Annotated in this window: 26 protein-coding genes; 10 read left to right on the forward strand and 16 right to left on the reverse strand. The window is 72.2% G+C overall.

Going from position 1 to position 25,220, the window contains the following annotated elements:
* Positions 1 to 29 precede the first annotated feature (29 nt).
* A complete protein-coding gene (locus tag STRNI_RS16910; RefSeq protein WP_109892155.1) occupies positions 30 to 1,532 on the reverse strand; it encodes an aldehyde dehydrogenase family protein in 1,503 nt (500 codons plus the stop codon).
* 214 nt (positions 1,533 to 1,746) lie between these two features.
* On the opposite strand from STRNI_RS16910, the gene STRNI_RS16915 reads away from it, so the two are divergent.
* Entirely contained in the window at positions 1,747 to 2,553 is an 807-nt protein-coding gene (locus tag STRNI_RS16915) for a hypothetical protein (protein WP_018089534.1), read from the forward strand.
* Positions 2,554 to 2,647: 94 nt separating this feature from the next.
* Positions 2,648 to 3,199 carry a Uma2 family endonuclease gene (locus tag STRNI_RS16920; protein WP_277411519.1) on the forward strand — a complete coding sequence of 184 codons (552 nt, stop codon included), beginning with the start codon at positions 2,648 to 2,650 and terminating at the stop codon, positions 3,197 to 3,199.
* Positions 3,200 to 3,227: 28 nt separating this feature from the next.
* Here the strand turns inward: STRNI_RS16920 and STRNI_RS16925 are convergent, their stop codons facing one another.
* Positions 3,228 to 3,806 carry a carboxymuconolactone decarboxylase family protein gene (locus tag STRNI_RS16925; protein ID WP_277411520.1) on the reverse strand — a complete coding sequence of 193 codons (579 nt, stop codon included), beginning with the start codon at positions 3,804 to 3,806 and terminating at the stop codon, positions 3,228 to 3,230.
* 233 nt (positions 3,807 to 4,039) lie between these two features.
* Between STRNI_RS16925 and STRNI_RS16930 the strand changes: the two genes are divergently transcribed.
* Positions 4,040 to 5,002, forward strand: a complete 963-nt coding sequence (locus STRNI_RS16930) for a TolB family protein (RefSeq protein ID WP_266445854.1) — start codon at positions 4,040 to 4,042, stop codon at positions 5,000 to 5,002.
* Between the two features lie 168 nt (positions 5,003 to 5,170).
* Positions 5,171 to 5,380 carry a DUF5988 family protein gene (locus STRNI_RS16935; protein ID WP_026169613.1) on the forward strand — a complete coding sequence of 70 codons (210 nt, stop codon included), beginning with the start codon at positions 5,171 to 5,173 and terminating at the stop codon, positions 5,378 to 5,380.
* A 49-nt stretch (positions 5,381 to 5,429) separates the two neighbouring features.
* Here STRNI_RS16935 and STRNI_RS16940 read toward each other — a convergent pair whose 3' ends face one another.
* The 5 genes from STRNI_RS16940 to STRNI_RS16960 form a co-directional block, all read right to left on the reverse strand.
* A complete protein-coding gene (locus tag STRNI_RS16940; RefSeq protein WP_274737740.1) occupies positions 5,430 to 6,485 on the reverse strand; it encodes a hypothetical protein in 1,056 nt (351 codons plus the stop codon).
* 2 nt (positions 6,486 to 6,487) lie between these two features.
* The gene (locus STRNI_RS16945; RefSeq protein ID WP_148590413.1) at positions 6,488 to 6,862 is read right to left on the reverse strand and encodes a hypothetical protein; all 375 of its coding nucleotides are present in this window, start codon (positions 6,860 to 6,862) and stop codon (positions 6,488 to 6,490) included.
* Positions 6,849 to 8,705: a hypothetical protein gene (locus STRNI_RS16950; protein WP_277411521.1), complete on the reverse strand. Its 1,857-nt coding sequence runs from the start codon at positions 8,703 to 8,705 to the stop codon at positions 6,849 to 6,851. Before STRNI_RS16950 ends, STRNI_RS16945 begins: the two co-directional genes overlap by 14 nt.
* 147 nt (positions 8,706 to 8,852) lie before the next feature.
* Complete coding sequence (locus tag STRNI_RS16955) at positions 8,853 to 9,035, reverse strand: DUF397 domain-containing protein (protein ID WP_107451342.1); 183 nt, start codon at positions 9,033 to 9,035, stop codon at positions 8,853 to 8,855.
* Positions 8,953 to 9,912, reverse strand: coding sequence for a helix-turn-helix domain-containing protein (locus STRNI_RS16960; protein ID WP_381845365.1), 960 nt, complete (start codon positions 9,910 to 9,912; stop codon positions 8,953 to 8,955). The genes STRNI_RS16955 and STRNI_RS16960 overlap by 83 nt, the downstream gene beginning before the upstream one ends.
* Positions 9,913 to 10,117: 205 nt before the next feature.
* Between STRNI_RS16960 and STRNI_RS16965 the strand changes: the two genes are divergently transcribed.
* Positions 10,118 to 10,480, forward strand: coding sequence for a hypothetical protein (locus tag STRNI_RS16965; RefSeq protein ID WP_266445840.1), 363 nt, complete (start codon positions 10,118 to 10,120; stop codon positions 10,478 to 10,480).
* A gap of 81 nt (positions 10,481 to 10,561) precedes the next feature.
* Here STRNI_RS16965 and STRNI_RS16970 read toward each other — a convergent pair whose 3' ends face one another.
* From STRNI_RS16970 to STRNI_RS16985, 4 genes are all read right to left on the reverse strand, one after another.
* The gene (locus STRNI_RS16970) at positions 10,562 to 11,554 is read right to left on the reverse strand and encodes a malate dehydrogenase (RefSeq protein ID WP_018089544.1); all 993 of its coding nucleotides are present in this window, start codon (positions 11,552 to 11,554) and stop codon (positions 10,562 to 10,564) included.
* Positions 11,555 to 12,014: 460 nt separating this feature from the next.
* Positions 12,015 to 13,130, reverse strand: coding sequence for a helix-turn-helix domain-containing protein (locus tag STRNI_RS16975; RefSeq protein ID WP_277411523.1), 1,116 nt, complete (start codon positions 13,128 to 13,130; stop codon positions 12,015 to 12,017).
* Between the two features lie 254 nt (positions 13,131 to 13,384).
* Entirely contained in the window at positions 13,385 to 14,290 is a 906-nt protein-coding gene (locus STRNI_RS16980) for a helix-turn-helix domain-containing protein (RefSeq protein ID WP_277411524.1), read from the reverse strand.
* Positions 14,287 to 15,138, reverse strand: a complete 852-nt coding sequence (locus tag STRNI_RS16985) for a helix-turn-helix domain-containing protein (protein WP_159486593.1) — start codon at positions 15,136 to 15,138, stop codon at positions 14,287 to 14,289. Before STRNI_RS16985 ends, STRNI_RS16980 begins: the two co-directional genes overlap by 4 nt.
* A gap of 319 nt (positions 15,139 to 15,457) precedes the next feature.
* Here STRNI_RS16985 and STRNI_RS16990 point away from each other — a divergent pair, with 319 nt between their 5' ends.
* Positions 15,458 to 15,871: a peptidase inhibitor family I36 protein gene (locus tag STRNI_RS16990; protein ID WP_159486595.1), complete on the forward strand. Its 414-nt coding sequence runs from the start codon at positions 15,458 to 15,460 to the stop codon at positions 15,869 to 15,871.
* 96 nt (positions 15,872 to 15,967) lie between these two features.
* Here the strand turns inward: STRNI_RS16990 and STRNI_RS16995 are convergent, their stop codons facing one another.
* Together STRNI_RS16995 and STRNI_RS17000 are read right to left on the reverse strand one after the other, a co-directional pair.
* Positions 15,968 to 16,396, reverse strand: coding sequence for a DUF3017 domain-containing protein (locus tag STRNI_RS16995; protein WP_018089547.1), 429 nt, complete (start codon positions 16,394 to 16,396; stop codon positions 15,968 to 15,970).
* A gap of 66 nt (positions 16,397 to 16,462) precedes the next feature.
* Positions 16,463 to 17,317 carry a bifunctional methylenetetrahydrofolate dehydrogenase/methenyltetrahydrofolate cyclohydrolase gene (locus STRNI_RS17000; protein ID WP_018089548.1) on the reverse strand — a complete coding sequence of 285 codons (855 nt, stop codon included), beginning with the start codon at positions 17,315 to 17,317 and terminating at the stop codon, positions 16,463 to 16,465.
* Positions 17,318 to 17,559: 242 nt separating this feature from the next.
* Here STRNI_RS17000 and STRNI_RS17005 point away from each other — a divergent pair, with 242 nt between their 5' ends.
* Positions 17,560 to 18,312 (forward strand): RDD family protein, encoded by a 753-nt coding sequence (locus STRNI_RS17005; RefSeq protein ID WP_277411525.1) that lies wholly within the window; start codon positions 17,560 to 17,562, stop codon positions 18,310 to 18,312.
* A gap of 193 nt (positions 18,313 to 18,505) precedes the next feature.
* Positions 18,506 to 19,078, forward strand: a complete 573-nt coding sequence (locus STRNI_RS17010) for a hypothetical protein (protein ID WP_159486599.1) — start codon at positions 18,506 to 18,508, stop codon at positions 19,076 to 19,078.
* A gap of 69 nt (positions 19,079 to 19,147) precedes the next feature.
* Here STRNI_RS17010 and purH read toward each other — a convergent pair whose 3' ends face one another.
* Together purH and purN are read right to left on the reverse strand one after the other, a co-directional pair.
* Positions 19,148 to 20,710, reverse strand: coding sequence for a bifunctional phosphoribosylaminoimidazolecarboxamide formyltransferase/IMP cyclohydrolase (gene purH, locus STRNI_RS17015; protein WP_018089551.1), 1,563 nt, complete (start codon positions 20,708 to 20,710; stop codon positions 19,148 to 19,150).
* Positions 20,707 to 21,354, reverse strand: coding sequence for a phosphoribosylglycinamide formyltransferase (gene purN / locus STRNI_RS17020; protein ID WP_093637092.1), 648 nt, complete (start codon positions 21,352 to 21,354; stop codon positions 20,707 to 20,709). Before purN ends, purH begins: the two co-directional genes overlap by 4 nt.
* 245 nt (positions 21,355 to 21,599) lie before the next feature.
* On the opposite strand from purN, the gene STRNI_RS17025 reads away from it, so the two are divergent.
* Positions 21,600 to 22,475 (forward strand): hypothetical protein, encoded by an 876-nt coding sequence (locus tag STRNI_RS17025; protein WP_274737733.1) that lies wholly within the window; start codon positions 21,600 to 21,602, stop codon positions 22,473 to 22,475.
* Between the two features lie 37 nt (positions 22,476 to 22,512).
* Here the strand turns inward: STRNI_RS17025 and STRNI_RS17030 are convergent, their stop codons facing one another.
* Positions 22,513 to 24,180, reverse strand: coding sequence for a cell division protein PerM (locus tag STRNI_RS17030; protein WP_277411526.1), 1,668 nt, complete (start codon positions 24,178 to 24,180; stop codon positions 22,513 to 22,515).
* Between the two features lie 99 nt (positions 24,181 to 24,279).
* On the opposite strand from STRNI_RS17030, the gene STRNI_RS17035 reads away from it, so the two are divergent.
* On the forward strand, positions 24,280 to 25,182 hold the full coding sequence (locus tag STRNI_RS17035; RefSeq protein WP_277411527.1) for an RNA polymerase sigma factor: 903 nt from the start codon (positions 24,280 to 24,282) through the stop codon (positions 25,180 to 25,182).
* The last annotated feature ends 38 nt before the right edge of the window (positions 25,183 to 25,220 follow it).

The raw sequence follows: 25,220 nt of genomic DNA on the forward strand, positions 1-25,220 counted from the left end.
TGCGGGTGGTGCTGTGACAGGGGCGGGTGTCAGCCCGCGAACCAGCGCACCGGCTCCGGCCGGAGGTTTTCGTAAATGTGCTTGCTCTCGCGGTACTCGTCCAGACCCGTGGGGCCCAATTCCCGTCCGATTCCGGACTTGCCGAAGCCGCCCCACTCCGCCTGCGGGAGGTAGGGGTGGTAGTCGTTGATCCAGACCGTGCCGTGCCGCAGCCGGGCGGCGACCCGGCGGGCGCGCGCGGTGTCGGCGGAGAAGACGGCGCCGGCCAGGCCGTACTCGGTGTCGTTGGCGAGCGCCACGGCCTCGTCCTCGGTGGTGAAGGTCTCCACCGTCAGGATCGGGCCGAAGGTCTCCTCGCGGATCACCTTCATCTCGCGGTGGCAGCCGTCGAGCACGGTCGGCGCGTAGAAGTAGCCGGTGGCCGGGCGGACGTCGGACGGCTTGGGCCGGGCGCCGCCGCAGCGCAGCTGCGCACCCTCGGCCAGCGCCGAGGCGACATAGGCCTCGACCTTGTCGAGCTGCTGCTGGGAGACCAGCGGACCGCACTCGACACCGTCCTCGGTGCCCCGGCCGAGCTTGATCTTCTCGGCGCGGCGGGCGAGCTCGGAGACGAAGCGGTCGCGCACCGACTCCTCGATGATCAGCCGGGCGCCGGCCGAGCAGACCTGGCCGCTGTGGATGAACGCGGCGTTCAGCGCCTGGTCGACGGCGGTGTCGAAGCCCTCCTCGGTGGCGCAGGCGTCGGCGAAGACCACATTGGGGTTCTTGCCGCCCAGCTCCAGGGCGATCTTCTTGGCGCCGGAGACCGCGGCCGCACCCGCCTTCGTCCCGCTGACCAGGCCACCGGTGAAGGAGAACAGGTCGACGTCGGGGTGCTCGGCGAGCCGCTGGCCCACCGGGAGGCCCGCACCGGTGACGATGTTGGCGACCCCGGCCGGCAGCCCGGCCTCGACCAGCAGCTTGACCAGGTGCACGGTCGACAGCGGGGTGACCTCGCTGGGCTTGATCACAAAAGTGTTGCCGGCCGCGAGGGCCGGCGCGATCTTCCAACTTGCCTGCAGCAGCGGGTAGTTCCACGGGGTGATGAGCGCACAGACACCGACCGGCTCGTGCACGACCACGCTGTGCACATCCGGCGAACCGGCGTCGACGACCCGGCCGCCGCTCTCGTTCATCACCACGTCGGCGAAGTACCGGAAGGCGTTGGTGACGTCATCGACGTCGACCCGGCCCTCCTCCAGCGTCTTGCCGGTGTCGCGGCTCTCGATGAGCGCGATCTCCTCGCGGTCGCGCTGCAGCAGGTCGGCGACCCGGCGGAGCAGCGCGGAGCGCTCGGCGACGGCCGTACGGGGCCAGTCACCCTCGTCGAAGGCCCGGCGGGCGGCCGCGACCGCCGCGTCGGCGTCCTCGGCACCGCCCTCGGACACCAGCTGGAGCGTCGTCGCGTCGGCGGGGTCGAGGACCTCCCGCGTTTCGCCGGATGCGGCGGCCAGCCACACCCCGTCTACGTGAATGGTCTCGATTGACGACACGTCGTTCTGCCTTCCGGTTACCGATCTCGTTCCCACTGGTGCAACCACTGGCGTCACCAGCAACGTGGACCCCTCCCCGGAAGCGGCGGACCTATGCCCAAACGTTCATGGAAAGTGACTCGACTCACTGAATGTGCGGCCGAATGTCCCGGAACGTACCCTGAATAGCCGTATGTCCCAGGCTGTATTTTCCCTCGGGACCGGAGGTACCCAGATGACCAGCAGACGGCGTGCCGCCACCGCCACCGCCGCCCTGACCTGCGGCGCGGCCCTGATCGTCGGGCCCGCCTGCACCGGCGCCGCGGCGGCCGAGGACCCGGACGGCGGCGAGGGCGACCTCGCGAACAAATCCGCCCAGCAGATCTCCGACGACGCCCTCCGCCAACTGGTCGCCGCGAAATCGCTGCGGTTGCGCACCCAGACCAGTGCTGATCCCACCAAACTCGACCTCACCCTCGACCAGGCCGGCAACTGCACCGGCGCCATCAGCAAGGGCGAGCTCGGCCGCGTCGAGCTCGTCAAGCGCGGGAACCAGGTCTGGATGAAGCCGGACGCCGCCTTCTGGAAGAGCCAGCTGCCCGGGAACGAGGGCGACGAGGCCGCCGCCAAGTACAAGAACACCTTCCTGCACGGCACCACCAAGGACGCCTTCCTCCACAACCTCTCCGCGGCCTGCGACCTCACCGCCTTCCAGAAGACCGCGATACCCCCCGAGGAACCGCCCTCCGGCGCCCCCTCGCCCTCCGTCACCCCCACCCTCACCAAGGGCCGCCCGACCACCCACGAAGGCACCCGCGTCCTCCCGGTCGTCAAGAAGGCCCAGGGCGCCGTCCAGACCCTCTACGTGGCCATCGACGGCAAGCACTACCCCCTCAAACTCACCGCCGAGGTCGACCACCAGACCGGCACCATCCTCCTGAGCAACTACGACACCCCGGTCTCCACGAAGACCCCGGCCCCCGGCGACACGGCCGACATCTCGGTACTGGAGGAGCGGCTGCGGGGCTCGCAGAACACGTGACTCCCGTCGGTCGCGGTACGTAACCGTTCGTACATACGTATCGTTGAACCGTGCGGCTGCCCGCGGCGCGCGGGCGGCGGGGAGGAGCGGCACGGTGACTGAGCTGAGTCCGGACGCACTGTTCGAGCAGCTGCAGCGGTTGCCCGCCCCCGAGGGATACAAGGTCGAGATCGTCGAGGGTGCCGTGTACATGACGCCGCAGTGCGACGTCCATTGGCAGACCATCCGCCGCATCATTCGGGGACTGGACGACCATTTCGGGATGGAGGCCCTGGTGACCTCAGACGTCCGGATCACCTTTCCCGGTGAGCGGAACGGCTTCGCCCCGGACGTCGCCAAGATTTCCGACGGCGCCGAGAAGAACGAGTCCGGGCGCTGGCGCCACCAGGACGTCGAGTTCATCGCCGAAGTCACCTCCAAGGGCACCGCGCCGAACGACTACGGCCCCAAGAAGAAGGCCTACGCCCGCGCCGAGGTCCCCGTCTACATGATCGCCGACCCCTATCTGGGCCGGTGCCGCGTCTTCACCGACCCGCAGGACGGCGATTACAAGATCGACAGCACCATCGCTTACGGCACGCCTGTCGACCTCACCCACACGGTCGTCGGAATCACCTTCTCCACCGAAGAGTTCCCCAGGGACTGACCCCACCGGCCGGTGCCGCCCCGTGCCCTCACACCGCTCCGTCGGCCGTCCGCCTCCCCGGCGGGATCGCGCAGGCGTCGGAGAATCCCTGGCTGCGCAGGCCCATGGCGCTGTTCAGGCGGGAGCGGAGGTTCTCCACCGCGACCATGGCGGTGAGCTCGACGAACGCCGTGTCGCCCAGTCGCCGGCGCAGGCTCTCGGCCAGCTCGTCGGTCACGGCCGGTGGCGTGGCGGTCATCGCCTCCGCGTACTCCAGCACCAGCCGCTCCAGCTCGGTGAAGGACTCCTCGTGCGCCCGCCAGTCGGGCACCTTGGCGGCCTTCTCCAGCGGCAGCCCCAGCTGGTCGGCGTACCAGTGGCCGAAGTCCACACACCACGAGCAGCCGATCGTCACCGCCGACGCCATCTCCGCCAGCAGCTTCAGCTTCGGGTCCAGCGCCTTCCAGCGCGCCACCTTGCTCTCGAAGGAGAAGTAGGAGCGGAGGACCTTGGGGTGGTGGCCCAGTGCCAGTGCGGGCTGCAACACCTCGCCGTATGCGCGCCGCGAGTACCACTCGGCCAGTCGCAGGGTGAGTGTGCGCCGCGGCGTGAGAGAGATCCGGGCCATGGCGGTGCCTCCTCGTTCGGGTGTGCTGTGACGCCCCGGAGAGGGCGTCCTTCACCACGTTGACGAGCGGGCGCCGCGGGATGTGACACCGGACGGTGCGGCAGTGAGGCGCGTGAAGGCCCCGTGAACGGTGTGACGCTTTTGCGCCCGCAGACGCTTGTTCCTATGTGAGTTCGAATCCTCGGGCTCACGTACACCGAGGCCGCCCCGGCCTCGTCACGGAAGGAGCGTACGTGCGGATTTCACGCACTGCGTTGCCCATCGTTCTTGCCGCCGCGGTGAGCCTGCCCCTCATGGGCAGTGCGTCCGCGGCGGCCCCCCTCACCTCGGACGGCTCCGGCAGCCTGGGTGAGACCCGGCTCCTGGTGTCCGAGCGGTCCGGCGACCAGCGCCGGACCGTCGAAATGGACCCCGCTGACGGAGCGGTCACCCATACCGTCGCGAACGGCCTGGATGGCCTCTACTCCCCCAGCGGCTCCCAGATCGCCTACATCCGCTACGGCGACACCTGCGTCCCGCAGGCCGAGGGCTGCACCTACCGCCCCGACCTGGTGACAGCCACGGCGAGCGGCGCCAACCAGCGGGTACTGGCCCCGGGCGTGGAAAGCGAGACCGGGGAGGTGTACGTCGCCAATCCGGACTGGGCTCCGAGCGGCAAGCGGGTCGTCTTCGACACCCCCCGCGGCATCGAGTCGGTCAACTCCGACGGAACCGGGCGCGAGACGCTGACCACCTCGGGACTCCGCGCCACCTTCTCGCCGGACGGCAGCCGTATCGCCTACCTCCGCGCCACCTCGTACGAGGGCCCCGAGGGCACCGAGTACGGCACGGATGTGTACGTCATGGACCTCGCCACCCGCGAGAGCCGGCAGGTCACCACCGACCACCAGGCCGTGTCGACCCCGCCCGACTGGTCCCCGGACGGCCGGCGCATCGTCTACGGCGGAACGTACGGTCTGAAGGCCGTCGACACGGTGACCGGCGAGCAGTCGGACCTCTACGACTCCGCCACCTGGGCCACCTCCGTCACGGACGTCCGGACCCCGGTGTACTCCCCCGACGGCACCCGCATCGCCTTCTCCGGCTGGGACGACGCCACAGCGACCCGTCGCCTCTACATGGTCGACGCGGACGGCACCCGTCTCCGGGCCGTCGCCGACACCGGCGGGACCCTGACCGACTGGGTCGGCAAGTAGCCGACCGGATCGACAAGTAGCCGCTCCATGGCACCGCGGCCGGCCCGGTGGGACGTGTGTCCCGCCGGGCCGGCCGTTCGCAGGGCCCGCCGAGCACCGTCGACGGGCCGTCACCCGCGCTGCCGAACCGGAGGGGCCGGGACCGGCGGCCCGGAAGACAATGCAGGCATGGCTGACACAGCGGCGAAAGCAGTGCTCGAAGGCGGCCCCGAGGAGCTCGCCGGGCGGATCGTGCCGATCGATCCGCCCGGGACCGAGCTGAAGATCCCGTTCCGTAATGGCTATGAACACTTCCGGGCCACCGACCGGCAGCAGAAGACCTCAGAGGGGACCCTGCCCGTCTACGAGTGGTGGGAGCGCACGGAGCTGCCCGGGTAGCGACGGTCCGCGCGCTGTCCCAACCGCTCAGGTATGCCGTGCCGACCGCTCAGCTATGGGGAACGAAGGTCCGCAGCGCGATCTGCTGGGTGTACTCCTGTTGCGGCCAGTCGGTCTCGGGACCCAGGACGAGTACGGCGAACTGGCGGCCGTCGGCGGCGGTGAAGGCACAGTCGACGACCTTGACGCGTGTCCCGAGACGCTTGCTGTCATAGGCATAGACCAGTTGGTTGGCGTCTATGCCCGGCCCCGGGAAGCCCAGCGGCTCCAGGCTGATCTCCTCGTAGCCGGGATTGCTCGACAGGCCCTGCGACGCCTGCCGCAACGCCTCGCGCGGGGTGATTTCGGGGTCGGTGATCTCGAAGATCTGCACCAGTCCGCGGTCGTCCGGGGCGGTGTAGAAAACCCCGGTCTTGCGTTCGCTGCGCGTCCAGGTGCCGGGCACCGCCAAGGTGAAGCCCTTCTTGTCGTGGGCGAGGCGGTAGCCGTCGGGCAGGTCGGTGAGGGTGGGGGCGGGCGCGGTGCTGTCCGTGGCGCCGGTGGACGGCGAGGTGGCCGTGCCGGACGGGGCGGAGGCCTTGGTGCGGGCCGGCGGATGGGCGGCGGCCGGGTCGTCGCCGTGGTTCCAGAGCAGATAGCCGCCGCCGATGGCCGCCGCGATCACGGCCACCGCCGTACCGGCGACCAGTGCCGTACGGCGCCGGACACCGGGCCCGTATCCGGCGCCGGACACGGGGGTGTGGAAGGGGTCGGTGGCGGGGTCCGGTAAGCCACCGGCACCGGGATACGAGCTGGGGTGCGGATACGGGTACGTGGTGCGGGGTGCGGTGTCTGCCGGGGGCGTGGTGGTCGAGGGCCCGCCGGTCGGGGGCGTGGCGGACGGAGGGGTGGCGGACGGAGAGGTACCCGTCATGGCCCCGTCCGCAGGCGCGCCGGCCGTCGGCGCCCCGCCCCCGGCAGGGCCTCCCCTCGCCGCCGCCCCGTCCACCGACGGTGTGAAGGACGGCCGGGGCGGCATCGGGCCCGTGTAGGGCGCGGGGGGTGGGGTGCCGTCCTCCCAGCTCTGGGTCTCGTCGTTCCAGCGGGCCTGGCCGCCGCGCTTCATGGTCAGCCTCCCGCCAGCGCCGCGACCGCCTGGCTCACCGCGGCACCGGAGGCCAGCAGGCCCACCACGGCACCGGCGTCGGCGAGCGCCGTACGGAGCCGGGCCAGCCGGCCGGGGCCCGCCGCGCCGCTGTCCGCGATCTCCGCCTCGGTCTCGGCGAGTTCCCCGCTGAGGGCCGTGATCTGCGGGCTCTCCACCGCCCGGGACAGATCGTCGCGCAACGCGCGGACGGCGCGCAGCAGTTCCTCCTGCGCCGGGTCCCCCACCGGTACGGCCTGGCCCTCGTTGTGGGTCACCGTGTTGTGGTTGCCGATGGCGAAGGCGCCTTGGACGCTGCCGATGTGGATCCCGTTGCCGCGTTCGTCAGCCGTTGCCACGCTTGGCACTTCCCTTCGCCCCTGCACCACGCGGGGTGGTGCCGTTGTTCGTGATCGTGTTGTGGTCGCCGATACCGACGGCGCCCTGGGCGGACTCGACATAGACGCCGCCCTCGGCGACATGCACGATCCGCTGCTCGAACTCGTCGGTCTGGTAGCCCGCCTCGCGCAGTGCCGTGGTCACCCCGGCCGCCACCCGCTGCTGAATGGTCTTCAGATAGCGGGCGACGTCCATGTCCTGGAAGAGCGAGGACTCCCCGTACGAGCCCAGTTCGCGTACGGAGGCTCCGGGGCCCTCGGGCAGCGCCGCGCCATGCCCCGCGGTGGCCAGCCGCCAGGCCGACAACGCGCCGCGGGCCAGCGTGCCGAGGGCGTGTCCGGCGGAGCGGGGCGTGCTGGCCAGCGCCCACACCGCCTTGCCGAAGTGGTGGTGGTGACGGTACTGGTGGGCGATCCGGTCGGCGTCCTGGAACTGCTGCCGCAACGGCCACAGCACATGCGGCGCGACCTCCAGCATCAGCATCCCGCCCTGGGTGTGCACCCGTACGAAGATCGTGGTGACGACGCCCTCGTTCCAGCCGCCGACCCGGATGCGCAGGAAGTGCCGCCGGGTCTCGCCGCCTTCCTCCACGGCACGCGCCCGGTGCTGCTCGAACGCCTCCGGGGCGTACGGCGCCGCCGCCCGCGTCGGCAGCCCCTCGGCCGGCAGGAAGACACACTCGTCGATCTCCAGCGCGCGCAGCCGGTCGCGGACCGCGGCCGCCGACTCCGGCGAACCGTGCGGCGACGGCACCCGCAGCGCCGCCACCAGCGGCACGATCCGGGCCAGGATGGCGCTGTTGTCGAGCGGTTCGGCGGCACCGTCGGTGCGGGGGTTCAGCTCCACCGACAGCGACCAGGTCTTGTACGGGTAGCCGGCACCGCAGAACGGGTCGGCGGCCCGGTACATCACCAGCGGCCCGTGCTGCTCGGTCCGCACCCGGTCCCGCAGCCGCTGGAAGCGGAGGCCTTCGGCGCGCTCGGCGGGGTCGGACATGACGTCGGGGAAGCGTTCCCTGGACAGTTCGTGGGCCAGCACCCGGGCGAACTGCCCGTCCTGCAGCCAGACCACCACGGCCACGAGCAGCGGCAGCAGCAGTGCGACCCACACCCCGAACAGGGCACCGAGCACGGCACCGGCCTCGTACGCGGTGCTGGAGCCGCCGTAGGCGGAGTCATAGGCGGAGTCATAGGCGGAGCCGTAGCCGTCCGAACTGCCCCCGGTAAGGGAGCTGAACACGTCCGGCAGCAGTGCCGGGAAGGACCCTGCGCCCCCCAGGATGCCGACCGCGCCGCCGAACGCCGCCACCAGCAGCGACAGCCACAGGAAGGCCAGCGACAGCCTGCCGTACCAGCGCAGGCAGAAGGAGACGTAGCGGGCCAGCCACTGCGGGACCGGCGCCCGGCGGACGGCGCGGCCCAGCGCCATGAGGACGACGGGGAAGACGTAGAGCGCCGCGAGGCCGTAGGACAGCGGGAGCGCCACGATCCACAGCAGCAGGATCGTGGCCGCCCAGCCGAGCTGGAGCCGCCGGGCGCGCAGCGCATGGGCCAGTACGCGGGCGGCGTCGATGCCCAAAGACGGGGCGGCGAACCGCTCCTCGTGGACGTACAGCTCGTCGATGACCGCGTCACGGAAGCTGTCGTCCATGTAGGTGCCCGCGCACAGCAGCCGGGTGGCCTCGCTGGCGCCGGGCGGGATCGGCGGGAGCTGCGCCGGTGGCGAAGAGCCTCCGGCCGCTTTCCGTAACCGCTGTGGATCGCCTGGATCACCAGGCTGGGCAGGCACATCCGTCCGCGTCATCGGCTTCCCCCATCACCACACCAACGAGTTGTCGCCGCAGGCCTGTTGGGCGGATGAGCTGCGGCTCCGGCCAAGGCGTGCGGAAACCGCAGCATAGGGGAGCGGAGCGTTCCGTGTCAGCGCGATAACCCAAGGTTGCCGCGCGGGTCAGACGGCCGCGGGGAACTCCCCGTTCTTGAGGGCGCCGACGAACGACGACCAGCCGCCCGTCGGGAAGACAAGCACCGGCCCGTGCGGGTCCTTGCTGTCACGGACGGGGACGGCGTCGGGGATACCGGGGGCTACTTCGATGCAGTTGCCGCCGTCGTCGTGGCTGTAGCTGCTCTTCATCCAGGTGAGCGCCACCTCGATGCAGTCGCCGCCGTCGTCGTGGCTGTAGCTGCTCTTCATCCATATCGCTGTGCTCAGCTGGTGCTTGTTCATGGTCCCCGTACCCTTCCATGAAGTCGCCGATCAGAGCGGCGGATTCGGGGGCTGACAGAGCATCCGCCCTGAGCACATCATAGGTCTGGGTGTGACGGGAATAGACGGCCGGATCGTCGTTGAAATGGCCACGGTCCAGCGACTCCGAGTAGAGCCAATATTTCCCGTCGGGCAACGCGATCAGGGCCATGGAGGCTTTGGGTCGTCGAAGCTCGGCACGGTCGGCCGGAGCAACCTGTACACGGACGTTGGGGTACTGCCCGACGCTCAACAGGTGCGCACACTGGTCGCGCATGACCTCCGGGCTGCCCACAACGTTGCGCAGACAGCTCTCGTCCAGAACGGCTACGTACAGCGGGCCGTTGACAGCCAGGAAGCGCTGCTGTCGGCTCAGTCGCGCCCGGACTCGCTCCTCCACCTTCTCGGCGCTCATGATGCGGCGACTGAACAGCGCATGCGCGTAATCCGGCGTCTGCAACAGCCCCGGGATGACCTGCTCTTGATAGGCACGCAGGGCGACCGCCTCCGCATCCATCTCCGCCCGCCGCTCGAACCAGTCCGGATGCTGCACCTCCGGATACCAGTCGATCCGCCCCCATAGCCGCAGCAGTACTCCGCCCGTCCCCAGCAGGTCATCGCACTGCTTGGCGAAGGTGTCCTGCGGTACGCGGGTGCCCGCCTCCACGCGGGCCACCTGTGAGCGGTCGCACGGGATCTTGTTCGACAGCTCCTCCTGCGTGAGGCCCGCCGCCTCCCGGAAGTGCTTCAAGACCTCCCCGAACACGGCGGCATTGGTGGCTGCCGGTCCACTCTCTGCATTGCGTCGTCGTCGGCTCACCGCATCCCCCTTGGTGCCAGATGGTGAGTGTCACGCGTCTGACGTTGCGACCCGCGCTACGGGGCGCAACGCTGAACACACCCAACGTAACGGGTCGTTCGGCCGACCGCGCCGCCTTCTCGCCGCAATCAACTTCTGGGAGTCATTGAGCATGAGTTACGACCGGGATGCCGCCCCCGCGCCCGTGCCGGGGCTGCGTCTGCTGCCGTGGGAGAGCGAGGGCGGGAAGCCGTGCTTCTTGTCGGCGGACGGGGCCGGGGGTGTGCTGTCGCGGTTGGCCGATGAGATCGAGGCGGAGCAGTTGTGTGACGGTGCCGAGGTGCTCAAGGGCGCGGTGGCCGTACTGGACGACGGCAAGGCGGGGGAACACGCGTTACGGCTGGCGCTGCGGGCGACCACGCAGTCCTTCGGCGATGTGCTGCGGGTCGCCGACAGCCGGGGCGCGCGCCTGCCCGTGGCGACGGACGGTGACCAGGAGGCCGACGCAAGGGAGCTGCGGGCCGAGCGCACATGACCGAGCCCGCACGGCCGTTGCGGGCCGTGCGGGCTCGGGTGGTGCTGCGGTGCCGCCGCGTGGGGCGGCCTCGGCGAGGGGTCAGCCGAGGAGGCCGAGACCGCGGACAGCCTCGCGCTCCTCCTCCAGCTCCTTCACGGACGCGTTGATGCGCTCGCGGGAGAAGTCGTTGATGTCCAGGCCCTGGACGATCTCGTACGCGCCGTCCTTGGTGGTGACCGGGAAGGAGGAGATCAGGCCCTCCGGGACGCCGTAGGAGCCGTCCGAGGGGATACCCATGGAGGTCCAGTCGCCGTCGGCGGTGCCGTTGACCCAGGTGTGGACGTGGTCGATGGCCGCGTTGGCGGCGGAGGCGGCGGAGGACGCGCCACGGGCCTCGATGATCGCCGCACCGCGCTTGGCGACGGTCGGGATGAAGTCCTCGGCCAGCCACTTCTGGTCGTTGACGACCTCGGCGGCGTTCTTGCCGGCGACCTCGGCGTGGAAGACGTCGGGGTACTGGGTGGCGGAGTGGTTGCCCCAGATCGTCAGCCGGCGGATCTCGGAAACCGGGGTGCCGGTCTTCTTCGAGAGCTGCGAGAGCGCACGGTTGTGGTCCAGGCGGGTCATGGCGGTGAAGCGCTCGCGCGGTACGTCCGGCGCGGCGGCCTGGGCGATCAGCGCGTTGGTGTTGGCGGGGTTGCCGACGACCAGGACCTTGATGTCGTCCGCGGCGTGGTCGTTGATGGCCTTGCCCTGCGGCTTGAAGATGCCGCCGTTGGCCTCCAGGAGGTCGCCGCGCTCCATGCCCTTCGTGCGGGGGCGGGCGCCGACGAGCAGCGCGACGTTCGCGCCGTCGAAGGCCACGTTCGGGTCATCGGAGATGTCGATGCCCTGCAGCAGCGGGAAGGCGCAGTCGTCGAGCTCCATGGCGGTGCCCTCGGCGGCCTTCAGACCCTGTGGGATCTCCAGAAGGCGCAGCTTGACCGGCACGTCGGCGCCGAGCAGATGACCGGAAGCGATGCGGAAGAGCAGTGCGTAACCGATCTGGCCGGCTGCACCGGTGACGGTGACATTGACGGGAGTGCGGGTCATGGCGATCTCCTGCGCGGTGTTTTCCGGGGGCAAGCCCCTGGACCACCATGGGTGGCGGTGGGTGTCCCTGCCCAGCTATCGAGGTCTCTTGGTATCGAGAGACCCGGCCGTCAGGCTATCGGACCCCTGCCCGGGCCCGGTGCCGGGCCGGTGTGGAACACCTCACCGGGTACCTCGGGGACGTCCGTACGGCCGTCGGAACCTGCCGTGGGGGGATCGGCGTGCGCTCCGGGCGGCCCCTGTGGACAAGTGGCTGGCGGCCGCCCGCTCAAGGAGGGGGGAAGCGGGCGGCCGCCTAGTTGTGCCACACCCGTGGGGGGGTACTCGTCGCATGCCCGGGATCCCGGCGGGCATGCCCCCTGACTTTCGGACATCGTTCGAGGGCGGAGATTTCGGCCCTGCGGGCGGTCCGGGGCGGCCCTCGCTGTGCGCGGTTGCCGACCCCTGCCAGGGACGTCGGCTAACGGGCCGCGGAGCCGGCCGACGGGGCCGGTGCTCCGGCGGGCGTGGCCGGAACCGGACGGGAGCAGCCCTTGACCCCCGCCACGGTCGTTCCGCAGGCGGCGACCTTCGCCGGGTCGCCGGTCACCTCGACCATCGGGGTGTAGGCGGCGCCGTCCCGCTCGGCCCGCGCCGTGGCGCTGTGGCCGCCGGCGCTGAGGGTGGCCTGGTCGCCCTGTGCCGCGCGGCTGATCCGGGCCCAGGCGGTGTGGCAGACCTTGCTGTAGCGGACCTCTATCACCGCACGGCCCGCCTTTCCGCGGGACGGGGTGATGGCGTGCTGCCCGCCGCACCCCATGTCCTCCGGGTCCTTGCCCACACAGCCGGCGCCGGTGCAGCGCACCCCGGCGGGCAGGGCCTGCTCCGCGCTCGGAGCGGCCGCGGGCCGGGTCGCCTCCTTCTTGGCCGGGCCGGTGCCGGGGTTCAGCAGCAATACGGCGGCGCCGGCCACCAGCGCCGCACCGACCGCACCGACCACGGCGAACATGACCGTCCGGCCACGGCTGCCGCGCCGGGCAGCCGGGCTCGGGGCCGCGGGCGCCGCGGCGGCCGGGGAACGGTCCGCTGCCGCCGCCCATTCGGGAAAGTCCGCGGCCGACGGGAGGTCCGTGCGCCGTGGTTGGGGGGCCTGCGGCATCGCTGCCGTCCCGGGAGCCTGCGAGGCCGGTGCGGACTTCGCGGACTTCTTCGCGGACTTCGCGCCCTTCGCCGGGGGTTCGGCCGCGGGCTGGTCGGTGTCCCACCCCAGCGCGGCACGCGCCTGGGCCACGCTGATCGCTTCCATGGTGACGTCCTGCCGCATCTCCGCGCGGCTCCAGGCCCGTTCGGCCAGCTCCCACAGCGTGGTGAGGTGGGCGGGCTGTGCGCCGGTCGTCTCGGCGAGCGCGACCACGGCACGCAGCGGTGGCAGCAGCCGCCCGTTGAGATAGCGCTCCCAGGACGTTTTGCTGTAGCCCGTGGCGTCCGCGACGGCGGCCACACTCAGTCCGCTGCGGTCCACGAGCCTGCGCAGCTGACCGGCGAACTCCCGCACCTGCGGATCCAGTTCCTCCGGAAGCGCCTTCCAGCGAGGCATTGCCTCCCCCTATTCCCCACTCACGTGCCCAAGCGCGGCTCCCCCGGACCGCCCTCCTTGCTCCCCGTAAGGACGCCCCCGGCCAGGACGGCAATCCCCTTTCACAGGCGCACGGGAGCATTTGGGCATACGTCACCCCTCCGTGCGCCCCGTGACCCCTGCAGTGTGGCATTTCCGTCGGAGTCCGGACGACTTCCGTACGTATCCTGACAAGAACCGGCCAGGATGGTGTCAATATAAGCCGCGCTCAGGCACTATGCCGCGAAGCACTCCTTGGGCCCGCCCCCCGCCGGATAGAGACACAGAAGGACGCCCTCGGGCCCGCGGGCCGCTGCCATCGGTGTGACGAGGGAGGCCTCGGCGTCGAACCGGTCCAGCACCCGCACCGATCGCGGTGTCACCCCCGGCACCACGACCTCGACCCGGTCCCCGATCCGGCCGTGCCTGACCCGCCCCCAGGCCGCGCCGCACCGTGTGCTGTAGCGGAGCTGCACCTGCTCTCCCCCGGACGCGGTGCGCTCCACGGGCGTCCGCACCAGGTCCGGGAGGTCGCAGCGCATCGACTCCGGGTCCTGGCCGTCGCACGCCCGCGCCCGGCAGCCGGTCACCTCGGAGGGCCCGGGCTCGGCACCCACCACCGGGCCGCCGCCACCGGCCCCCGCCCAGAGGGCCAGCGCCACGAGGACCGCCACCCCGCCGGCACCGGCACCGGCCGCCACGCCCGCCACCCGCCGTGACAGCCGCGGCGCGACCTGCCCCCGCCGGGCCGTGGCGCCTCCGTCCGCCGCGGGCACGGCCACCTCAGCCCCGGCCTCACCCGGCGCACTTGCCTCCCCCGGCCCGCCGGGGGCCGCGCTCCCCCCGCCCCGGACCTGCGCCGCGCCCGACCGGCCCCGTCCGCTCCAGGCCGCGTCCGCCAGCTCCCACAGCGCCACCAGCCGTCCGGCCGGCTCCTCCGCCAGTCGGCACAGCGACTCGACCGCGTCCCGCGGCGGCAGCTTCTTCCCGTTGAGATAGCGCTCCCAGGACGACTTGCTGTACGAGGTCCGGGCGGCCAGCGCGGCCAGGCTCAGCCCCGTGCGCGCCCGTAACTCCCGTAGCCTCGCGGCCAGCCGGGCACTCTCGACCCCGTCCCGCAGCTCACTGCCGGGCCCGCTCACCCGCGCAGCGCCTTCCAGGTGGCGGGGCCCACGGTCCCGTCCGTGGGCAGCCCCGATCCGGCCTGCAGACGCTGTACGGCGCGGCGGGTCCGGCCGCGGACGATGCCGTCCACCGCGCCCGGGTCGTACCCCTGGTGGTGCAGCAGACACTGTGCCTCGACGACGGCCCAGCCCTCCGCGCCGCTGCCCAGGACCTCCGTATCCGTACGGCTGTGTCCGGCGTACAGGACGCCGCCCCGGCGCTGGACACGGCAGCCGAAGACCTCCCCCGGCCGGTGCGTGAACTCCGGTGCGGCACCGGGGGCAGGGCCGGCCAACGCGGCACCCGCACCGCGCCAGGCGCCCGAGTGGCCCTGCCAGGGACGGAGGGCCGGCAGCGCCACCCCGGCCACCACGAGCACGGCCAGCGCGCCCAGGACGAGCGACCCGAGCGGCACCCGTCGGCCGGCCCCGGAAACGGTGGGTACCGGCGCCCCGTCACCCGCCGCCCGCGGTGGGGGACCGCTCCGGTCCTGCGGGAGCGGCGGCCGGGCTTCCGGGAGCCGGACTTCCCGCGGCCGGGCTTCCGGCGTCGGCCGCCCGGCGCTCCAGGCCTGTGCGGCGACCTCGTGCAGCGCCAGCAGCCGGGGCACATCGGCCCCGCAGAGCCGCCCCAGCGCCTCCACGGCACCGGCCGGCGGCAGCTTCTTCCCGTTGAGATAACGCTCCCAGGACGACTTGCTGTACGAGGTCCGGGCGGCCAGCGCGACCAGGCTCAGCCCGCTGTGGTCCTTCAACCTCCGTAGCTGTACGACCAGTTGCCGCACCCGATGGTCCAGCGATGCGGGCAGCCCGCTCCAACGCGACATGTCCCACCCCATACGCGTTCGTTCTCCCCCGAGGCCATGGCCCCCTTTGTCGCCGATGATGGCGCGGATGCCCCCTCCGTTTCTGCCCTTTGCCGCTCCGCGCGCTGTCCGGGACAGTGTCCGGGCCTCTCCCCGTCCCACCGAAGCCTCCGGAGCGGTGCCGTCCCCGCAGGTCAGCGGCTGGGACATCCCACGGCGTCCCCACCGGGGCGGTTGCCGTGGCCGGACACGGCAGGTGGGCGCAGAGTCGGTGGCGCAACAGCCGGCGGCGCGGTCGACCTCGCGCCGCCTCCGCCGTACACGGGGAGGAACCCACACCATGAACGTCCGCAAGCGCATCGCCCTCACCGCGGCCGCCGCGGCCGTCTCCGGAGGCCTGGCACTGGCCCCGGCCGCGGGCGCGTCCGCCGCCCCCGCACCGGCCGGGCACGGCTCGGTCACCGTCCAGCGGGCACCGGCCAACTGCCCCCGCGGCTATCTGTGCGTCTACCCGAAGTTGAACTTCAAGGGCACACCGAAGAAGGTCAGGTCGAACAACCGGAACCTCCAGCACTACGGCGGCGCCTTCAACTGGCCGCTGTCCGCGTACAACAACGGCACCCAGTGCAGCGTGACCGTCTACCAGAAGGCCAACTACCGGGGCCAGCACGCAAAACTGAACCGCGGCACCGGCTGGAAGGCCATCGGCGGCAACCTCCTGACCATCTACTCCAACAAGTGGTGCGTGCGCTGACCCGGCCGGACCGGTAGTGCACTTCGTCACAGCACGGCGGCGGCCCGCCTCCTCCAGAGGGGAGGGGCGGGCCGCCGTTTTGGGGTGTGTGTTTCCCTAGCGCACCGTGAAGTGCACGATGTCGTCCAGGAACGGGATATGGATCCACGGCTTGGGCTGCACCATCAGCGACAGCATCGTGATCACGAAGCCGAGCAGACCGTACGTCGCCATGTCCGTGAAGCGGGAGCGGACGGCCAGCATCCCCACCGACGGCAGCGCCCATCGCAGCACCGCCCCGGCCAGCAGGGAGAGCCCGATCACCATCGTCCCGATACGGAACGCGTCGAGCGCCACGAGCAGCAGGCCGACCGCGACCCCGCCCATGACGCTGAGCAGCGGCCACTGCCGGGCGGGCGCGGGGTAGCCGCCCGAGGTCGCGCGGCCGCCGCCTTCCGGCCGGGCCGTGTCGCGGGTGAGCGTCGGAAAGCGGCGCGAGGAGCGCTGCGGCTCGGAGGCTCCATCCGAATGCGCTTCGGCACCCATGGCGGGCAGCCCCTTCCGGTGTCCGGATACGTCTGTCGAAGACAAGGGTCTCAGGTTCCGCCGCGGTCAGCCGGCCGCGCGCTCGGCGGCCTCGACGACGTTGACCAGCAGCTGGGCGCGGGTCATCGGGCCGACACCGCCCGGGTTGGGGGCGACCCAGCCAGCCACCTCGGCGACGCCCGGGTGCACATCGCCGACGATCTTGCCGGCCTCGTCACGGCTGACGCCGACGTCCAGGACGGCCGCGCCGGGCTTGACGTCCTCGGGCTTGATGATGTGCGGCACACCGGCCGCGGCGACGATGATGTCGGCCTGCTTGAGGTGCGAGGACAGATCACGGGTGCCGGTGTGGCACTGGGTCACCGTGGCGTTCTCGGACTTGCGGGTCAGCACCAGCGGCATCGGGCGGCCGATGGTGATCCCGCGGCCGACGACCACCACATGGGCGCCCTTGATCTCGACCTCGTGGCGCCGCAGCAACTGCACAATGCCGTACGGGGTGCACGGCAGCGGGCCCTCGATGCCGAGCACCAGCCGGCCCAGGCTCATCGGGTGCAGCCCGTCGGCGTCCTTGGCCGGATCCATCAGCTCCAGGACGCGGTTGGCGTCGATGCCCTTGGGGAGCGGGAGTTGGACGATGTAGCCGGTGCAGGCGGGGTCCTCGTTCAGCTCCCGTACGACCGCCTCGATCTCTTCCTGGGTGGCGGTCTCCGGCAGCTCGCGCTGGATCGAGGCGATGCCGACCTGGGCGCAGTCGCGGTGCTTGCCGTTGACGTACCAGCGGCTGCCCGGGTCGTCGCCGACCAGGAGGGTGCCGAGGCCGGGCTGCACGCCCTTGGCCTTCAGCGCGGCCACGCGGGTGGCGAGCTCGGACTTGATAGCGGCTGCGGTGGCCTTGCCATCCAGAATCTGGGCAGTCATGCCCCCCATCCTCCCGGATGAGGGCGGCAACGTTCCAATCAGGGCATGCGGGGCGCCCGTGGCCGGAATTGATCATTGCACTTGCACAACAGTGAGCAACCTTGACTGGACAGAGTGAATGCGCAACTAGAAGGATTGACACGCAGTGCCGCAGGCTTCGTCGGGGGGTGGCCAGTGAAACCTGTTTTTCCTCCCAGTCATGCCGCGTCGTCCGCGACTGAACACAACGGAGGAAAACAGCAGTGAGCTTTGGTGACCCGAACAACCCTTACGGCCAGCAGCCGCAGGCACCGCAGGGCCCGTACGGCCAGCAGCCCCCGGTCCCGCCCCAGGGTCAGCCGGGCTACGGCTACCCCCAGCAGGCCCCCCAGCAGCAGCCGTACGGCTACCCCCAGCAGCAGGCCGTCCCGCAGCAGCAGGGTTACGGCTACCCGCAGCAGGCGGCCGCGCCCTACGGCCAGCCGATGCCTGGCATGGGCATGCCCACCGGCTACGCGAGCTGGGGTGCCCGCCTCGGCGCCTTCCTGCTCGACGGCCTGATCATCGCCGCCGTGCCGATCATTCTGTACATCATCGCCGGTGTCATGGCGGCGAGCTCCGCCTCGTCGGCGGCGGACGTGGACACCTCGTCCTGTGACCCGGGCGACGTCCAGTGCGTCAGCGACGCCTACAACTCGGCCGCGAGCAGCGCCACCCCGGTCGGCGCCATCATCATGATCGCGCTCGCGTGGCTGATCATGGTGGGCGGCAGCTTCTTCCTCATGGCCAAGGAAGGCAGCACTGGCCAGACCCCCGGCAAGAAGGCGCTGGGCATCCGCGTGATCAAGGAGACCACCGGCCAGCCCCTCGGCTTCGGTATGACGTTCGTGCGTTACATCGGCCGCTACGTGAACGGCCTGCTGTGCGGCATCGGTTGGCTGTGGCCCCTGTGGGACGAGAAGAGCCAGACGTTCGCGGACAAGATGGTCAACACGGTGGTCGTCTCGGCCAAGTAGGCCGGCACGGGCCCGCCGACAGCAGACCGGCCCGACGTCACCAACCCCGAAGGCCCCCTCGCAACAGCGCGATCGGGGCCTTCGCGGCTTTACGGACAGCGGGTCCCCGCCCCGCGGAGCACGACGGAAGCCGGTTGGCCTACCGTCCCTTACATCGCTGATATCCGCTCAAGACGCTTGAAGGACGCCGCTCGTGAGCTACCCCAACCAGAACCCTTACGGTCCACCGCCGGGTCAGCAGCCCCAGCAGCCCCACTACGGCTACCCCCAGCAGCCGCAACCGCCGTCACCGTACGGCCCGTACCCGGGCGGCGGCGGGATGCCCGGTATGCAGATGCAGTACCCGACGGTCATGCCCGGCGGGGTCAAGGCCGCCCGGGTGATGCTGTTCGTGCTCTCCGGTCTGAACCTCATCGGCCTGGTCCTCGCGGTGATGGGGCTGGGCGGCGTCAGCAAGGCCTCGCACGAGGCCACGCTGGACACCGCCGCCGACAACATCACGGCGATGAACGTCGGCAAGGGCCTGCTGATCGCGGTGATCGTGATCATCGTGGTCTTCACCGCGACCGCGATCACGCTGGCCCTGCAGTTCGCCAACGGCGGCAGCGGGGTCCGCGCCGGCACCATCGTCTTCGGTGTCGCCAACATCATGCTGAGCCTGTTCACGTTCCCGATCGGCCTGGTGCACACGGTCCTCGGCATCCTGGTGCTGGTCTTCGTCGCCAAGGACGAGGGCAACGCCTGGTTCAGCCGGCCGCGTTACTGACCGCAGCGGGCACGAGCGACCGAGGGCCGCACCCCCGAGCGGGGGTGCGGCCCTCCGGGCATCCGCGGCTCAGTGGAAGAAGTGCCGCGTCCCCGTGAAGTACATCGTCACGCCGGCCTTCTTCGCGGCCTCGACGACCAGCTCGTCACGGACCGAACCGCCGGGCTGGACCACGGCCTTGATGCCGGCGGCCGTCAGGATCTCCAGGCCGTCCGGGAACGGGAAGAACGCGTCCGAGGCGGCGTACGCACCCTGTGCGCGCTCCTCGCCCGCCCGCTCGACCGCGAGCTTCGCGGAGTCGACGCGGTTGACCTGGCCCATGCCGACGCCGACCGAGGCACCGTCCTTGGCGAGCAGGATCGCGTTGGACTTGACCGCTCGGCAGGCCTTCCAGGCGAACGCCAGCTCCGCGAGCTCGGCAGCGGACAGCGCCTCGCCGGTGGCCAGCGTCCAGTTGGCCGGGTCGTCGCCCTCGGCCTGGAGCCGGTCGGTGACCTGCAGCAGCGCGCCGCCGTCAACGGGCTTGACCTCTACGGGGTTCGACGGCGCTTCGGGGCAGCGCAGCACGCGGATGTTCTTCTTGCGGGCGAGGATCTCGACCGCGCCGTCCTCGTAGCCGGGGGCCACGATGACCTCGGTGAAGATGTCGGCGACCTGCTCGGCCATCGCCACGGAGACCGGGCGGTTGACGGCGATGACGCCGCCGAAGGCGGAGAGCGGGTCACAGGCGTGCGCCTTGCGGTGCGCCTCGGCGACGTCCGCGCCGACCGCGATACCGCAGGGGTTGGCGTGCTTGATGATCGCGACGCAGGGCTCGGTGTGGTCGTACGCGGCCCGGCGCGCGGCGTCGGTGTCCGTGTAGTTGTTGTACGACATCTCCTTGCCGTGCAGCTGCTCGGCCTCCGCGAGCCCGCCGCTGCCGTCCACGTACAGCGCGGCGCCCTGGTGCGGGTTCTCGCCGTACCGCAGGACGTTCTTGCGGGAGTAGGTGGCGCCGAGGAACTCGGGGAAAGCGGCGTCGTCGGCTGCGTAGTCGTCCACGAACCAGGAGGCGACGGCCACGTCGTACGCCGCGGTGTGCTGGAAGGCCTCCGCCGCCAGCCGCTTGCGCTCGGCCAGTCCGAAGCCGCCGTCGGCGACGGCCTTGAGGACGTCCCCGTAACGGGCGGGGTTGACGACGATGGCGACCGACGGGTGGTTCTTGGCGGCGGCGCGGACCATCGAGGGGCCGCCGATGTCGATCTGCTCCACACACTCGTCGGGGGTGGCGCCGGAGGCGACGGTCTCCCGGAACGGGTAGAGGTTGACGATCACCAGGTCGAAGGGCTCGACCCCGAGATCGGACAGCTGCTGCCGGTGGTCCTCCAGGCGGAGGTCGGCCAGGATGCCGGCGTGCACCTTCGGGTGCAGGGTCTTGACCCGGCCGTCGAGGCACTCGGGGAAACCCGTCAGCTCCTCGACCTTGGTGACCGGCACCCCGGCCGCGGCGATCTTCGCGGCCGTCGATCCGGTGGAGACGAGCTGGACGCCCGCCGCGTGCAGACCCTGTGCCAGCTCCTCCAGCCCGGACTTGTCGTAGACGCTGACCAGCGCGCGGCGGATGGGCCGCTTCGTGCCTTCGGTGGCGGTCACGAGATACGTACCTTTCGTCCCTCAATGCGGTAGCCGTGCCGGGCCAGATGCCCCACGACCTCGACGAGCAGCGATCGCTCGACTTCCTTGATGCGCTCATGCAGCGCGGATTCGTCGTCCTCGTCCCGGACCTCGACCACGCCCTGGGCGATGATCGGGCCGGTGTCGACACCGTCGTCGACGAAGTGGACGGTGCATCCGGTGACCTTCGCGCCGTACGCGAGCGCATCGCGCACGCCATGGGCACCGGGAAAGCTCGGCAGCAGCGCCGGGTGGGTGTTGACGGTGCGGCCGCCGAAGCGGGCGAGGAACTCCTTGCCCAGGATCTTCATGAAACCGGCCGAGACCACCAGATCGGGCTCGTACGCGGCGGTCGCCTCGGTGAGGGCCGCGTCCCAGTCCGCACGGCTGTCGTAGTCCTTGACCCGGCAGATGAATGTCGGGAGCCCCGCGGACGCGGCGCGCTCCAGGCCCGCGATGGCGCCCCGGTCGGCGCCGACGGCCACGATCTCGGCCCCGTACGCCTCCGGGCCCTGCGCGGCGATGGCGTCCAGCAGCGCCTGCAGGTTCGTCCCGGAACCGGAGACGAGGGCGACGATGCGGGCGGGGCGAACGGGCTGGGCGGGGGGTGGGGAGGAAGCCACGGCGGGGCTCTTTTCCGATCTCGCGTGCTTTGTGTGGTCGTACAAGACTGCGGGTACCGCAGATCCGGGGAACCCTACGAAGGCGCCGACCGTCAGCAACGATACCGGCACACCGCGCGGCCCCCACGGGACGGGGGCGGGCCCGGGAGGTAGCGTCAGGCGTAAGACTGCATGCAGTTCGTGGTAACCGCGCGCCGGCCGCTGAGGTCCGCGCGCGGACGAGACAAGGGGAAGACTCACTCCAGATGACGGACCGACGCCGCCGCGCGGCCCTCCTGCTCCCTCTGCCCGCCACCTCCCCCGGGGTGGTGCTGCTGCCGCGGGAGCGCAAGTCGTCGTCCTCGTCGCCGGAGCCCACCGCCCCGGATTCCCCGGGCACCGAGCAGGACAACCCCTTCGCCCCGCCGCCGGCCGGCGCCCCCGACCAGGCATGGCGCCCACGCCACCGGTCCGGAGAGGACCGCGACGGCGACGGCGACGAGGAGCAGCCGCAGGACGAGCAGACGCCTAGCTGGGGCAACCAGTGGAGCCCCCGGCAGCCGGGCCGGCAGAGCGGCGGCTTCGGCAACCGGCCCGGCGGCCGCAACGGCCAGCAGGGCGGACCCGGTGGTTCCGGCGGACCCGGCGGCCCCGGCGGGCTGCGCTGGGACCCCACCGACCCGGCGCAGCGCCGGGCGCGCTACGCGCTGCTCGCCGGCATGTGGTCGTTCTTCTTCGTGCTGTTCAGCCTGCCGGAGGTCGCCCTGCTGCTGGGTGCGCTGGCGATCTACTGGGGCATCAGCTCGCTGCGGGCCAAGCCGGCCCCCGCGAAGGCCTCCGCCGCGGCGACCACCGCCGCCATGGAGGGCCGCCCCGCGCCCAGCGCCCAGCCCGACCGCGGGGACCGGCCCGGCGGCGCCCCGTCCGCGCCCGGCTCCACCCGGCCGCAGGTCACCTCGGCGATCGCGGGGCTGGTGACCGCGTCGCTGGCGCTGATGATGGTGGCCGCGACCTTCACCGTGCAGATCGTCTACCGCGACTACTTCGCCTGCGTGAACGACGCCCTGACGCAGTCGGCCGGCAAGTCCTGCGAGAACCTGCTCCCCAAGGAGCTGCGGCCGCTGCTGGGCACGCGGGAGTAGCGGGCGGCGCTCCCGCGGGGCGGGCCGAGCCGGGCCGTCAGGCGTCTGCGGCTGCGTCGTGGCCGGGCGCGCCGTTCCCCGCGCCCCCTCCGGGCGCCGCCGCACCGCACCGGGCTGCGGCGAGGGCGCTCAGCGCGTCCGCGCCGTCGCTGTCTTGCTTGAGGCCGCCGCCGTCCTCCGGGGCGCTGTTGTGCGGGGCGCCGTTCTGGGCACCGTTCTGCTCACCGTCGTCGCCCGTCTTGCCGTCCGCGCCGTCCGCGCCGGCCGCCGCATCGCCGCCCCCGCCCTTCGTGGCCCCCGTCTCGGGCCCGGTCGCCTCCTGCCCGGCCGCCTCTTGCCCGGCCGCCTCGGTCTCCCGTCGTGGGGCGCGCAGCCACCAGAACCGGAGCGCGACCGCGACCGGGATGCCGGTCAGGGCGGTCCAGGCCGCGGTCGCCAGGCCCGTACGCCACCAGCTCGGGCCGAAGGCGGCGAGGGCGCCGGTGCCCAGGGCGCCGCCGGCGAGGCCCGCCAGCACGGCCATGACCACGCCGCAGGCGCCGGCCCCCAGGGCCGCCACACATGCCGTCGGCCACCAGGACCAGGGCGCGCCCGGGGAGTCCGGCGCGGTCGCGGAACGGGCCACCTGACGGGCGAGCAGTACCCCGGCCGCCACGGGGACGACGACCACCGCCCAGGTCAGCGGGTTCCCCGGACCGGCGTCCGGCAGCCCGCTGAGCAGTGGCAGCTGCGGCAGCACGGGGTGCGCCGAGGTTCCCAGCGGGGCGACCGTGCTGCCCGCGCCCACCGTGAAACCCGGCCCCAGGCCGTAGGCGGCGCCCCAGACCGCCGCGTTCGGGAGCAGGGCGAGGCACAGCAGCAGCACCGTGGCGCGGCCCGCCCAGTCGGGCGCCAGCTGGAGGAGGTCGTGGTGCACCCGGCCGGCGTGCAGGCCGAGCGAGAGCAGGGTGAGCAGTCCACCGGCGGCGAGCAGGGCGCCGAGGGCGGCGCCGGCGGCCCGGCAGACGGCCCCCCGGCGGGCGGCGGCGACCGGGGAGCCGCCGAGGAAGGCCCGCAGCCGGCGCGGCGCCCTGGAGCGGGCTTGAAGGATCTTGGCGGGCAGCAGCTCGGTGCCGGGGTGGCGGAGGAGGCGCCAGGCCGTGCCGGCGAGGATGGCGGCCGTGGTGGCCGGTACGCACAGCAGCACGCTGAGCGGCTCGGCCTGCAGGCGTCCGTCGGAGGCGTAGAGCAAGGCGGCGGCCACGATCAGCAGATAGCCGGTGAGCAGCGCGCCGAGCAGGGTGCGCGGGGCGACCGTCCGGGCGGGGTCCGCGGCGCGGCCGGCGGCCGGGGCGGGGACGGGCGGGCCGTCGACCGAGGTGGCCAGGGCGTGGCGGGCGGCCCGGTGGAGCAGCCAGACCGGGAGGACGGCGAGCAGCAGCGGGGTCACGGCGACCGGGGCGCCGGAGTGGGCGGTGGTGCGTACGAGGTCGCCACCGTGCGCCAGCAGCCACAGGTCGGCGGCGAGATGCAGGGCCCGGGAGGGGCCGCTGTCGGGGTAGGGGGAGGCGACCCAGAGCAGGAGCACGGCGACCGTCAGCGCGCCGAGGCCGAGACCGGCGGCCGTCACACCGCCGAGGAAGGCCGCGCCGATCGCGGAGGAGCGCTGTGCGGCGGTCCGGCCGTGCGAGGACAACGTAGGGCCACGCTCGATCAACTGGCTCACGCCGCCATGCTGCCAACAAGACACCTTTCCGCCATGTACTGGCGAAATGCCCGACGTGTCGCGCTGCGCCGGTTGTGCGGGTTTTCCACACTGCTCTGTATGACCCAGCGCGAGCAGGCCGCCACCGCCTTCGACGATCTCCACACCCGGCACGCGGCGGCGCTGATGCAGCAGGCCTATCTGCTCACCGGGCGGCCGTGGCTCGCCCGGCGGGCCGTGGAGCGGGGGTTCCGGCTGGCCTGGCAGTGCTGGCCGGAGGTCGCGGTGGATCCGGATCCGGCGGGGTGGGTGCGGGCGGCGGTGTACGAGTACGCGCTGACGCCGTGGCACCAGCTGTGTCCCGGGCTGCGCACCGCCCGCGGCCCGCGGAAACCGTCGAAGGCCGCCGGGCCGGACGGCGCGCTGCCGGCGGCCCTGCTGAGCCTGCCCGCCCCATACCGCCGGGTCTTGCTGCTGCACGACGGGGTCGGGCTCGGCCTGGGTGCGACCGCGGCCGAGATCGAGGCGAGCGCCCCGGCCGCGGCGGGGCGGCTGACGCATGCGCGTGAGCGGATCGCCGCGCTGCTGCCGGAGCTGGGGCTCGACGGGCTCCCGCCGGAGCGGCAGGGCGAGGTCCTGCGGGACCGGCTTGCCGGGCCGCTGTCCGCGGTGGAGGTGACGCCGCGCGCGGCGGCGCACGTACGCGGCGGCAGCGAGCGCAGTGCCCGGCGGACCACCCGGGCGGCCTTCGGGGGGACCGGGCTGTTCGCGCTGGTGACGCTGGTGATGATGGCCCTCGCCCCGGACCACTCGACGCCGCCGCCGAAGCGGCCCCTGGCGACCGCGCCGCACACCCGGGTCTCACCGGCCCGGACCCATGGCGCGGCCACCCGGGAGCAGCGGGACGCGGCACGGGAGCGGAGAAACGCGGCACGGGAGCGCAGAAACGCGGCGCGGGAGCAGGGGAACGCGGCCGTACGGAAGCGGCTCAGGGAGGCCCGGCTGGCCCCCGAGCTCCGCTGAGGCGGGTGGCACGCAGGGCGCGCCGCCCGGAACGGCCG

The sequence above is a fragment of the Streptomyces nigrescens genome (genome assembly GCF_027626975.1).
Taxonomy (GTDB): Bacteria; Actinomycetota; Actinomycetes; order Streptomycetales; family Streptomycetaceae; genus Streptomyces; species Streptomyces nigrescens.